The sequence below is a fragment of the Collinsella aerofaciens genome, assembly GCF_040926405.1.
Classification (GTDB): Bacteria; Actinomycetota; Coriobacteriia; order Coriobacteriales; family Coriobacteriaceae; genus Collinsella.
This window is the reverse complement of sequence record NZ_JBCOIG010000036.1, coordinates 1-11657: the sequence shown is the minus strand read 5'-3', so window position 1 is coordinate 11657 and position 11657 is coordinate 1. Positions and strand designations below refer to the sequence as shown.

The following is an 11657-nucleotide window of genomic DNA, read 5'->3' as shown; positions in this document are numbered from 1 at the left end:
CTTCTCGACCTCCTTGCCGGCAGCAGTGCTCTGCTCAAAGACCTGGCCCTCTTCGGCCTCATTGGCTTCCTCCGAAGCGCTGCCCTTCAGGCCCACGCTTGCCAGTGCGGCCTCGGCCTGGTCCTTGGTCAGGCCGACGAGCTGCGGAACCTCAACCTTCTCGGAGGGCTTAGGGCCCTTGGAGATTACCAGGTTCACCCTTGTGCCCTTGGCCTTCTTGGTGTTGCCGTTGGGGGTCTGCTCGGCGACCTTTCCCTCGTCGACATCGTCGTTGTAGCTCTGGTCGACGGTGCCAACCTCAAGGCCGGCTTCCTTGATCAGCTCAATAGCGGTTTCCTGGTCCTTGCCCAGCACGTCGGGCACCGTGACCTGTTCGCCACTGAACATGCCCGTGGCAAAGGCCACCACCACGCCAATCACGGCGACGGCGGCAATCACGGCGGCGATGATCTTGTTCTTGTTGGACTTAGGCTTCTCGACCTCGTAGGAGCCCGTGGAGCCCGAGACAGCGCTACGGGCGGTGTTCTGACCGCTCACGCCCGAGACGGGACGAACCATAGCGCGCGTTGAGTCGGAAAGCTCACGGGTCTTGGTGGCACCCAGGTCGCCGGCGGCACCGATGATACGCGTGGGCTCCGAGACGTTGACGGCACGGCCGGACAGGTAGCTGTTGAGCACCTGGCGCAGCTCGTCGGCCGTCTGGAAGCGGTTTGCCGGGTCCTTCTCCATGCACTTGAGGATGATGCGCTCCAGGTCGGCATCGACGCCGGAGTTGATCTGGCTCGGCGGGATGGGGAGCTCGTTGACCTGCTTGAGCGCGACCGAGATGGCGTCGTCGCCGTCAAAGGGTACGCGGCCGGTGGCGCACTCGTACATGACGACGCCCAGCGAGTAGATATCCGAGGTGGGGCCGAGGTCCTGGCCGCGAGTCTGCTCGGGGCTTACATAGTGGGCGGTGCCCAGCACGTTGTTATCCTGCGTGAGATGGCTGTTCTTGGCGCGTGCGATGCCAAAATCCATTACCTTGATGTTGCCGTCAGGCAGCACCATGATGTTTTGCGGCTTAATGTCGCGGTGGATGATCTCGTGCTTGTGTGCGACTGAAAGCGCGGAGCTGATCTGCGAGCCGATCTGCGCGACCTTCTTGGGATCGAGGGCGCCGTGGCTCTTGATGCCGCTCTTAAGGTCGGTACCGCGCAGGTACTCCATGACGATGTAATAGGTGTCGCCGTCCTTGCCCCAGTCGTAGACGCCCACGATATAGGGGGAGGACAGGCCGGCCGCTGCCTGGGCCTCCTGCTTAAAGCGGGCGGCGAAGGTGGCGTCGCCGGCATACTGCGGCAGCATGATCTTGACGGCAACCGTGCGGTCGAGGACCTGATCCTGTGCACGGAAGACGGTCGCCATACCGCCCGTCCCCACCTTATCCTTAAGGAGGTATCTTCCCCCGAGGACCCTCTGTTCCATTCCTGCTCCTAACATAACTATTCGCTCAACGATGCGTGTAGTACCAAATGTGTGGCCTCTGGGGCCGTGTGGCGTGTTGCCGCTAGCTCATCGGCCGCGGCGCGCCATAAGTATCCGCTTTGATCATGGGCATCACGCTCCCTGTGCGGCGAGCGCCGCGGTCAGGACGATGCCGGCAATCTTGGCCGCCTCGACGTCGTGTTTGTCGTAATCCTCCAGGGCCACCGAGATGGCAACCGTGGGTGAATCGTAAGGTGCAAAGCCAACAAACATAGAGTTGACGTTGGTACCGCCGGTCTCGGCCGAACCGGTCTTGCCGGCAACCTTGACGCCCGGAATCTGGGCATCGGTGCCGGTACCGGACTGGACGACGGTGAGCATGGCCTGCTTGACCTGGTCGGCCGTGGCAGAGCTGACAGCCTGGCCCAGCGAGCGGGACTGCGTAGTCTTAACCACGGTTCCGTCCGGGGCGAGTATCTGGGACACAAAGAACGGGTCCATGACCACGCCGCTGTTGGCGATAGCGGCAGCGATCACGCAATTCTGCATAACGGTGGTCTGCGGGCCAGGCGTGTGGTCCATGCCGACGGGCTGGCCGGCGCCTGCCCAAGCGGTCTCCCACTCGGTCATAAGCGACGGGTCGGCCATGATGGAAGCCGCGGTGGTCAGATCCTGACCGAGCTTTTGACCGTAGCCAAAGGCGTTGGCAAACTGGACGAGCGAGCTGGCACCGACCTCGTTTGCCACCTGGCCAAAGACGACGTTGGACGACACTGCGAAGGCCTGCTGCAGGCTGATGGTGCCGTAGCTCTCGTTGGCATCGTTGGTGACCGGCGCGTTGCCGATGTCCATGGAACCGGGCGCCTGGTACGTGCTGGTAAGGCTGGCGGTGCCGGTTTCGAGCGCCGCGGAGAGCGTGACGACCTTAAAGGTCGAGCCCGGGGTGTACAGCGCGTCCATGGCACGGTCGTACATGGAACCGTCCTCGCCGCCGCCCGACTGGAGCAGCGCATCGATGTTGGTGTTGTCGTAGGTGGGCGAGCTCGCGCACGCAAGGACCGCACCGGTGCGCGGATCCATGACCACCACAGCGCCCTTAAAGCCCTTGAGTGCCTGTTCGGCAGCCGTCTGGATGCGCGAGTCGATGGTGAGCTTGGCGGTATTACCCGGCTGGGTCTGCCCCGCGAGCGACGCGATGGCATTGTTCCAGCTGGAGTAATCCTTGGAGCCGGTGAGCGTATCGTTCATGACGCTCTCGATGCCGGCGGTGCCGTATTGCTGGCTCACGTAGCCCACCACGTGCGCGGCCATGTTGCCGTTGGGGTAGGAACGGGCGTAGGTGCCGTCCTCCTGTTGCAGCGACTCGGCTAGTGTCACGCCGTCGGACGTGATGATGGAGCCACGCTGGATGTACTTGGAGCGGGCGATGGTGTGGTTGTTGGTCGGCATGTCCTGGTAGTCCTTCGCCTTGATGACCTGGACATAGGTGAGGTTGCCGATAAGGATGGCGAACAGCGCCGTAAAGGCAAACACGGCACGAGTCAGACGGTTGGCAAGTGCCACGCGGCCGAGCACGCCGGATTCAGGCGTGTCGAGCAGGCGACGACGCATGCGAGAGCCCGCGGAGTGGTTGCCGTGGCTGTAGGAAGGTATGTTGGCAAAACGCGTACCGGTCGGGGCGGCGGCTGATGCGACCTGGTCATCGGTGATGGCGGCCATGGTGCCGGTGCCGGTGAGCTCGGCTTCGCGTCCGGTTGCCTCGTCGCCGGCGCGCAGCAGCAGCGCGACGATGATAAAACTCGCCAGCAGCGAAGAACCGCCCTGGCTCATAAAGGGCAGGGTGACGCCGGTCAGCGGGATTAGGCGGGTTACGCCGCCAACGATTAAGAATGCCTGGAAGCTGATGGCCGCCGTAAGGCCGGTCGCGCTAAAGGCAGCAAGGTCGGACTTGGCGCGGGCTGCCGTGGTGAGGCCGCGCACGGCAAAAAGCATAAACAGGATGAGCACGGCGCCGCCGCCCAAAAGGCCCATTTCCTCGCCGATGGCCGAGAAGATAAAGTCGGACTCGACGACGGGGATGTTGTTTGCCATGCCATTGCCGATGCCGACGCCAACCAGGCCGCCGTCAGCCAGCGAGTAAAGTGACTGTACGATCTGGTAGCCCTGGCCCTGGGCGTCCTTAAACGGATCGACCCAGACCTGAAAGCGCACCTGCACGTGCGACAGGAACTTGTAGGCGCCCACGGCTCCAACTGCCAGCAGAGCAAGGCCGATGATGACGTACGAAAAGCGTCCCGTGGCAACATAGAGCATCAGCAAAAAGATGGTGTAGAACAGGACGGCCGAGCCCAGGTCGCGTTCGAAGACGACGATGAGCAGGCACACGCCCCACACGGCAAACAGCGGCAGCAGCAGGCGGAAGCGCGGAATCTTGAGGCCCAGGATCTTGCGGTTGGAGATGGAGAGCAGCTCGCGGTTCTCGGCCAGATAGCCTGCCAGGAACAGGACGATAAAGACCTTGGCGAACTCGCCGGGCTGGATGGTGAAGCCCGCGATGCGAATCCACAGCTTGGAGCCCGAGATCGTGGTGCCGATAAAGATCGGCAGCATCAGCAGGATGATGCCGATAATGCCAAAGGTGTACTTGTAGCGCATGACCACGTCGAGGTTCTTAACCAGTGCGAGCGTTCCCACCATGAGCGCCACCGAGACAAACAAGATGATGAGCTGCGAGATGGCGAGGTCGGGGGCCAGGCGCGTCACGAATGTGATGCCGATGCCCGAGAGCACAAAGACGATGGGCAGGATGGCGGGGTCGGCGCCGGGCACCAGGATGCGCACGGCGATATGCGCCGCGGCGAAGGCGGCGAACAGGCCGATCGGCACGGCGAGCGTCTCAAAGGAAATCGTGGCACCCGCGGTGAGCACGTACATCGCATAGAGCAGGATGACGGGGAACGCCGAGGCGATGAGCAAGAGCAGTTCGGTGTTGCGGCGACTCATAAGCGGCACTCCCTTTCTAATTCTTATCGGAGGCTTCGGCCTCGGCTGACTGTTCGGCGGTTTTCTCGGAATCTGACTCGGAGGTGGATTCCTGATTGGTGTTGTCGCGAATTGTTTGCGCGTCAATCACCTGACGGGTCTGCTCCTCGTCAATCTGATGGCGGTACTTGGAAATGGTGTCCTGCGCATCGTCGGCACTCGTTTGCGGAATGCCTGTCTTCAGGCGGTTTTGCGTGTCTTCGGGCAGGTCGGACAGCTTGATGCTGGTTTCGCTCTCGAGCCAGTGGAGCTCGACCCCGAGCGTCTTGCCGGGCAGGCCGCGCCAGACGGCGACATTGCCGTGGTAGGTTCCCAAGTAATAGGAGCCGGTGACGCCCGTGTATGCCCAGATGCCTGCTACCAGCACAAAGACAAGGGCCAAGACGGTGGCGATGGTGACATTGCGGCGTCGGACGCGTTTTGCCTCGCGCATGACGCCGTCGTCGACCAGGTCGACCACCACCACGGTCACATTGTCGTGGCCGCCGGCGGCGAGCGCCGCGTCCACCAAGTTGTCGACACAGATCTGTGCGCTCGAGGACTGCGTAGCGATGTTCTCGATATCGCTATCGGGAATCATGCTCGAAAGACCGTCGGAGCACAGAATCAGGCGGTCGCCTTCCTCGATGTGCAGGGTAAAGTGGTCGGCATACATGGCGGGATCCGAGCCCAGCGCGCGGGTGATGACCGAGCGGTTGGGGTGGACGCGGGCCTCGTCGGCCGTAATCTCGCCGGCATCCACGAGCTCCTCCACGTAGGAGTGGTCGCGGGTCACGCGGATGAGCGTGCCCTCGTGGAGCAGGTAGGCGCGCGAGTCGCCCACGTGGGCGATGGCGAGCGTGTCGTTTTCGATGTAGGCGCAGGTGGCCGTGCATCCCATGCCGGGTTTGCCCAGGCCGTTGAGGGCGGCCTCGATCACGGCGGCGTTGGCGGCCTCGACGGCTGCGGCCAGGCGCGCGGCGTCGGCGGACTGCGGTGCCGTCTTGGCGATGGTCTCGACGGCAATGGAGGATGCCACCTCGCCGGCGGCGTGTCCTCCCATGCCGTCGCACACGCAAAAGAGCGGTGACTGCACCAGATAGGAGTCCTCATTGTGCGGGCGTACACATCCGACGTCGGAGCGGGCACCCCACATAAGCTGCGTGGTGGTGCCGGCGTCGTAGGTCGAGTCGGTCTCGATGCGCTCGTCGGTCAGCGGCTCAAAGCTCATGGTCGAGCCGGGATCTTTGAGCTTGGCCTCAACGGCGGCAACGTCGATCTCTGCTGTGTCACCGGGAGAGACGGTGTCGGTCTCGGCGTTTGATTCAGAATCACCGGTGTCCGGGGAGTCGGGCTCCTCGGAAACGCGGGCGGTCGACTCGTCATCTTGCGGGCTGACGTCTATAGGATCGGGCGCCGGCGTAGACGCGGGCGTAACCTCGGATGCCGGGGCTATGGGAAACGCCGGCGCGGCGGGCTCGGGTGCTGCAAACACCGCAGCGCTCTCGTTGATTGCCGCGGCGACGGGCTCTGCAAAGTGAGCCGGCGCCGGGGTTGCTTCGGGCGCTGTGGGCTGTTCCGCAGCATGTGCACCGATGGGCGCCGCTACGGCATCCTCTTCGTCCTCGTTATCGGCGAGATCCGAAATATCATGCGTTACATGCGAAAGAGGCAGGGAGAACACGGTGTCCTCGGGTTCCACGGGTGCGGAGCCCGCCGGAGCGGCGTGGGCCGGCACGGCTGCGGCGGCAGCCGGTGCCTCGGTCATAGTTGCGGACTTGTTCTCCTCGTCGATCATCGACGGTTCACCTTCATGACCACATCGCCAATCTGGACTTCGTCGCCCTCACGCAGCGTCGCGGGCTCCACGAGCTGGCGGCCGTTGACGAGCGTGCCGTTAAGCGAGTTGAGGTCCTCGATGATGAGCGCCGGGCCCTGCAGCGAAAAGCGCGCATGCGAGGCCGAGACGAACGGTTCGTTGATGCAGATGTCCGAAGATGGCGAGCGACCGACGATGACGGGGCCGAGCATGTCTACGTGGATGCCGCGGATACCGCGCGGACCCTTGTCCACATCGATCGTCCAAATGGCCGAGTCGCGGCGCTGCCCGCGCACAAGTCCCACGCCGGTCTTCATGACGGCGAACAGGAAGATATAGAGCAGGGCGACCAGGACGATGCGGCCTGCAAAAAGGACGATATCGATGTTCATAAGCGACTATCCCCTAAATTCAAAGGTGCTCAGGCCAAACGTCAGCAGATCGCCGTTGCGCAGCGGGCAGCGCGTAATGCGGCGGTTGTTGACGAGCGTGCCGTTGGTGGAATTGAGGTCCTCGATCGACCAATCCGAGCCCGTAAAGGTGAGCTGGGCGTGGCGGCGCGACACGTTGGGGTCGCGCAGGGCAATGTCGGAAACTGAGCGCTCGCGACCGATGGTCACCTGTGCGGAGGTGATGCTATGGCTCTCGCCGCTCACGACGTCGACGAGCTGGGCGAGCGGGCGCTGCGGGGCGCGAGTGCTCGCCATGTTGGAGGCGATGCCGGCTGCGGCGCCTAGGCCCACGGCGGCACCGGTCGCGGCGGCTCCGCCCATGCCGGCAAGCGCGTCGCGCGAGACGGTCTGCGGCACCGGGATGGGTGCGGCGGCGGGGTCGGGGACGCTAGGCGCGAAGGGGTCTGCCACGGCAAGCGGGTCGGGAGCGGCGGCGCGAGGCGTCGGCTGCTGCTGGGGCATGGCGGCGGGGCGCTGCTGCTGCGGGGCAGCAAACTGCTGCTGGCCGGCGCGCGGGGCGCTGGCGGCACGGCTTGCCGCGGAGTTGTTCTGGCCCAGGCCGTTCTGATAGGCGCGCTCTTCTTCGTACAGGCGGCCGAGCGTGGGGGCATCGACGTTCTCGGCAAAGACCGAGAACTTGCCGGCGCGCAGCTGCGGATCGATCATAAAGCGCACGAGGGGCTCGCCGACAAAGACATAGCGGCGCTTTTCGGCCTGCGCCTTCACAAACTCGCGGACCTCGCGCGAAAGCTCGGGGTAGAACGGGGCGAGCATGGGATCGTCGTCGGCGGCGATAAGGATGGTATAGAGTGCCGGCGCCGTGTTGACGCCGTTGATCACCAGAGTCTGATCCTCCATGTCGCGAGCGGCCTGCTTGGCAAGCTTCTTAAAGGAGAACGGGGCACGGGTGGCACCGAAGATGCCGGCCACGTGGTCCTCGAAGATGTTCAGGAAGTTCACGAAAGATCACTCTCCGTATAGGTTCTTTGGTATCCGAGCAAATATAGGCATATCCCAACGATTATAGAGGATAGGGTTCCCGCAACCGCCGCCTTGGCGACGACCGCGGCTGCAAGGCTGGCAATTTCCATATGGTGTGCAAGACAGGACGCCGCTGCGCAGCCGATGCCGGTGACAGCGATGGCGGCGATTGCGGCAAGGTTTGAGCCCTGATCGGCACGCTTGGCATGGGCATTGAGCAGCGCGGATGACGCTGCGGCAGTTGCCGCGACTAGCCCAAAGGCAGCCCAAAGGAGCGGGTCTCCCAGCGCTGCGGCAACGTTACCGAGCCCCAGCACGCCTCCGGCTGAAAGCGCGACCGTGGCCAGACGGGCAAAAAGCGCGCCCATGCCCGTTGCCGCGGCGGCGCTTGCCGGGCCGAGCCAAAATGACGCGACGCCGCCGGCGACCCCAGCTGCCAGGAAGGTATTGCCGGTCAGACAGCCAAGCGCGAGTGCACAGGTGAGCGCGGCGCTCGCGGCAGCCTCGGTGCGACCCCAGGCGATCCACCAACCGGACATGGCAGCGGCAAAGATCACCGCGACCGGCAGCATCGACAGGATGCCCTGCGCCTGCATGGTGGCGTTGGCCATGAGCACCAAAAAGCCCACAGCCGAGATGGCCGAGCCAATCTGGGGGGCCAGGCCAGCCGCCGCTCCGATCGCGATGGCCGCAATGACCAAGCCGGGAAGCGCCGCGACCCCGGCCGTTTGCATCAGCAAAAAGCTAAAGGTGCCGCACGTTAGCGCCGAGATAGCGCGCATGGTGTAGTCGCGCGCATGGCTCCAGCGCGTGCCCGCCCAGCCAAGTGCGGGGTCGACCTCGATGGCTTCGTCCTCGTAGTGCGACGGCTCGATATCGTCGAGCTCCTGCTCGTCATCCGAAAGCTCGCCAACCATTTGTTCCAGGCTGCGACGGCCCTCGCGTACGCTGCCCAGACCGGCAAGGAGCTGGTCGCAAAATGCCTCGATGCTGCTGGGGCGGTCCTGCGGCATGGGGGAGAGCGCGCTCATGAGCGCGGCCTCGGCTCCCGGGGGAAAGTGTGGTATCAGCTCGCTGGGATAGGTGGCGCCGCCGATGATGCGGTCGAGCGAGTCGGCGGGCGTGGCCGCCATAAAGGGAGCGCTGCCGCACAGGCCCTCATAGATTACACAGGCGAGGGCAAAGACATCGGCGCGCTCATCGACCGTGCCGGTCTCGATATCGAGCTGCTCGGGCGGCATGTAGCCGATGGTGCCGCCGCGCGAGCCGCCAAAGCCACCGGCGGACGACAGTCGCGCCATGCCAAAGTCGGTGAGCTTTACATTGCCCGAGTGGTCGATGAGCACGTTGTCGGGCTTAATGTCCAGGTGGAGTACGCCATTACTATGGGCGAAGGTGAGCGCCTGGCCTAGGGCATCGGCAATGGCCGCGGCCTCGTCAAAGGTAAGTGAGTGACCGTCCACGCGGTGCAAAAACTCGGCCAGCGACATGCCATCGACATATTCCATAACCAGGTAGGCATAGGCTGTGTCGTGCGTAAAGTCGATGACCTGCACGATGTTGGGATGTTGAAGCATGGCGGCAGTGTGCGCCTCGCGCAGGACATCCATGATGTCGCTGGCGGGCATGCCGACACCGTTAATAAGGGGGATGCGCTTAATGGCGACGCGGCGGCGCAGGTGCGTGTCGCGGCAGATCTCGATGGAGCCAAAACCGCCGGTCGCAAGTGTCTCGAGCGGCTGGTACCGCTTGAGCAGCTCGCGAGAGCTGGTGCCCTCCAAAGGAACGTCCGGCGAGAACCGGGCGGTATGTTGCGAGAAAAGCGGCATGGCCAACCCTCGTGCGTTTAAAGTTCGTTTGCGAGCGGCGGGCGCGGGGCCGAGCCGTTCGCGGTGGCATAGATGCTGCTAGTGTAGCACGCGCAGGTGGGCGACATTCAATTTAAGCTCCGTCTGGGGTCTGGACCCTGCGTCCGGCCTAGTGCTTCTTCTTGTTCTTCTTCCGCTTGCGCTGCTTGCCCTTGTTGTCCTGGGGCTTGTCGCCCTGCTTGGCCTCGGCAGCGGCCTTCTCGGCCTTCATTTTCTTCTTCTTGGTCTCGATGCGGAGTTTTTTGTTGATGCGCGCCTTAAGGAAGGCGCCAAACTGCTCGGCATCGCCACGGACGAAGGTGTCCTTAGGAATCGTCACGCCCTGGTCGGCGAACATGGCCACAAAGATGCGCTCGCCGTCGAGCACGTGGTCGAGCTTCTCAAACGGGAAGAACTGTGACTTGCCGCTCTTGCCCCAAACCATCAGGCCGTCCTCGTTGGCGGCGACGCGGCGATAGCGGCCACCCATGGACTCGTCGGCCTCAACGGCGTCGATAAAGTCGCGGGCGAGGGTGTGGTGCAGGTTTTTGCTCCACCAGGCCAAAAAGGCGCCGAACACGATCAGGACGACGCCAAACTTGATCCAGTTGCCGCCGGCCACCAGCATGCCGATGCCGATGAGCGCGGCAATTGCCGCGGCGACATACAGCGAGCCGCGACGCCTGGGCGAGGCGACCAGGCGGGCGAAGTCGGTGACCAGGTCGTTTTCGTACTGGTACTCGTTGAGGTACAGGATGCCGTCGTCGGCTGCGGCCTGCTCCTCGAGCGCGACCTCGACCTGGTCGGCTGCTTCGGAGGGGACGAGGTTGCTCTCTGCGTCTGCCATGCTCTTTGGACTCCTATCGCGGCGGGCTCGCCGTACGGGTATTATGGAATGCAGTATGCCGTGCGACCGCATGGCCGCCGCGGCAACAAGACTCAGTATACCCGGGGGAGCACCCATGGAATCGTTGTACCGAAAGTATCGCCCGCTCACCTTTGACTCCGTGGTGGGCCAGCAGCATATCGTCTCGACGCTCGAGCACGCCATCACCGAGGGGCGCCTGTCCCACGCCTACCTGTTCTGCGGACCGCGCGGCACGGGCAAGACCACCATGGCGCGCATTCTGGCCAAGGCGCTGCTGTGCCGCAATGCCGAGGCGGCGCGCGCCGAGGGTGCAAGCGGCTGCATGCCCGACGGTACTTGCGAGGAGTGCGAGCTCATTGCCGAGGGTAACCACCCCGATGTCTACGAGCTCGATGCCGCCTCCCGCACGGGCGTGGACAATGTGCGCGAGGAGATCATCAACTCCGTCAACTTTGCCCCGGTGCGCGGCAAGTACAAGATCTATATCATCGACGAGGTCCACATGCTCACGACGGCGGCGTTCAACGCGCTGCTCAAGACGCTTGAAGAGCCGCCGGCGCACGTGATCTTTGTGCTGTGCACCACCGACCCGCAAAAGATTCTGGAGACCATCCTCTCGCGCTGCCAGCGTTTCGATTTCCATCGCATCGGCAACGAGGATATTGAGCATCGCCTGGCATACGTGTGCGAGCAGGAGGGCTTCGATTACGACGACGAGGCACTCGCCATTGTGGCGCGCCATGCCAAGGGCGGTATGCGCGACGCGCTTTCCACGCTGGAGCAGCTGAGCGTCTTTGGCAACGGTTCTGTGCATGCGGACGACGCCCGCTCGCTTTTAGGCGAGGTTTCGGACCAGATTCTGGGCGAGTTTTCCCGCGCCATTGCCGATCGCGATGTTGCCGAGCTGTATGGGCTTATTCGCGCGCAGGTCGAGGAAGGTAACGATCTGCTGGAGCTGACGCGCGACCTGGTGGCGCACGTGCGCGACGTGTATGTTGCCTGCGTTGCCCGTGCCCGTGCCGAGTTGTTTGAGGGCGGCTCCGAGCAGGCCGAGGCGCTTGCTGCCGAGGCCGCTGCCTTTGGCGAGCATCCTGCCGACCGCCTGGCTCGTGTGCTGACAGTGCTCGACGATGCCGCACTGGAGATGAGGGGCGCGAGCGACGTGCGCCTGGTGCTCGAGATTGCCTGCACGCGTCTGGCGC

8 protein-coding genes are annotated in these 11657 nt (G+C 63.8%); 1 reads left to right on the top strand and 7 read right to left on the bottom strand.

Features of this window, described 5'->3' with window-relative positions:
• The 7 genes from pknB to AB5758_RS08975 form a co-directional block, all read right to left on the bottom strand.
• A partial coding sequence (gene pknB, locus AB5758_RS09005) for a Stk1 family PASTA domain-containing Ser/Thr kinase (protein ID WP_368155510.1) occupies positions 1-1467 on the bottom strand: 1467 nt, incomplete at its 3' end.
• A 132-nt stretch (positions 1468-1599) separates the two neighbouring features.
• Positions 1600-4470 carry an FtsW/RodA/SpoVE family cell cycle protein gene (locus AB5758_RS09000; protein WP_368141515.1) on the bottom strand — a complete coding sequence of 957 codons (2871 nt, stop codon included), beginning with the start codon at positions 4468-4470 and terminating at the stop codon, positions 1600-1602.
• Between the two features lie 16 nt (positions 4471-4486).
• A complete protein-coding gene (locus AB5758_RS08995; RefSeq protein WP_368141514.1) occupies positions 4487-6286 on the bottom strand; it encodes a Stp1/IreP family PP2C-type Ser/Thr phosphatase in 1800 nt (599 codons plus the stop codon).
• The gene (locus AB5758_RS08990; RefSeq protein ID WP_006235180.1) at positions 6283-6699 is read right to left on the bottom strand and encodes an FHA domain-containing protein; all 417 of its coding nucleotides are present in this window, start codon (positions 6697-6699) and stop codon (positions 6283-6285) included. The genes AB5758_RS08995 and AB5758_RS08990 overlap by 4 nt, the downstream gene beginning before the upstream one ends.
• 6 nt (positions 6700-6705) lie before the next feature.
• Positions 6706-7719 (bottom strand): FhaA domain-containing protein, encoded by a 1014-nt coding sequence (locus AB5758_RS08985; protein ID WP_035136732.1) that lies wholly within the window; start codon positions 7717-7719, stop codon positions 6706-6708.
• A complete protein-coding gene (locus AB5758_RS08980; RefSeq protein ID WP_368141513.1) occupies positions 7716-9569 on the bottom strand; it encodes a serine/threonine-protein kinase in 1854 nt (617 codons plus the stop codon). The genes AB5758_RS08985 and AB5758_RS08980 overlap by 4 nt, the downstream gene beginning before the upstream one ends.
• A 148-nt stretch (positions 9570-9717) precedes the next feature.
• Entirely contained in the window at positions 9718-10434 is a 717-nt protein-coding gene (locus AB5758_RS08975) for a hypothetical protein (RefSeq protein ID WP_368141512.1), read from the bottom strand.
• A gap of 115 nt (positions 10435-10549) precedes the next feature.
• Here AB5758_RS08975 and dnaX point away from each other — a divergent pair.
• Positions 10550-11657 (top strand): DNA polymerase III subunit gamma/tau (gene dnaX / locus AB5758_RS08970; protein ID WP_368155508.1); only part of this gene is annotated, 1108 nt, incomplete at its 3' end.

Bases quoted from the DNA above. Each gene is read 5' to 3' on its own strand.
- AB5758_RS08975 (WP_368141512.1), bottom strand. From the start codon at position 10,434: ATGGCAGACGCAGAGAGCAACCTCGTCCCCTCCGAAGCAGCCGACCAG.
- AB5758_RS08995 (WP_368141514.1), bottom strand. From the start codon at position 6,286: ATGATCGACGAGGAGAACAAGTCCGCAACTATGACCGAGGCACCGGCT.
- AB5758_RS08990 (WP_006235180.1), bottom strand. From the start codon at position 6,699: ATGAACATCGATATCGTCCTTTTTGCAGGCCGCATCGTCCTGGTCGCC.
- AB5758_RS09000 (WP_368141515.1), bottom strand. From the start codon at position 4,470: ATGAGTCGCCGCAACACCGAACTGCTCTTGCTCATCGCCTCGGCGTTC.
- AB5758_RS08980 (WP_368141513.1), bottom strand. From the start codon at position 9,569: ATGCCGCTTTTCTCGCAACATACCGCCCGGTTCTCGCCGGACGTTCCT.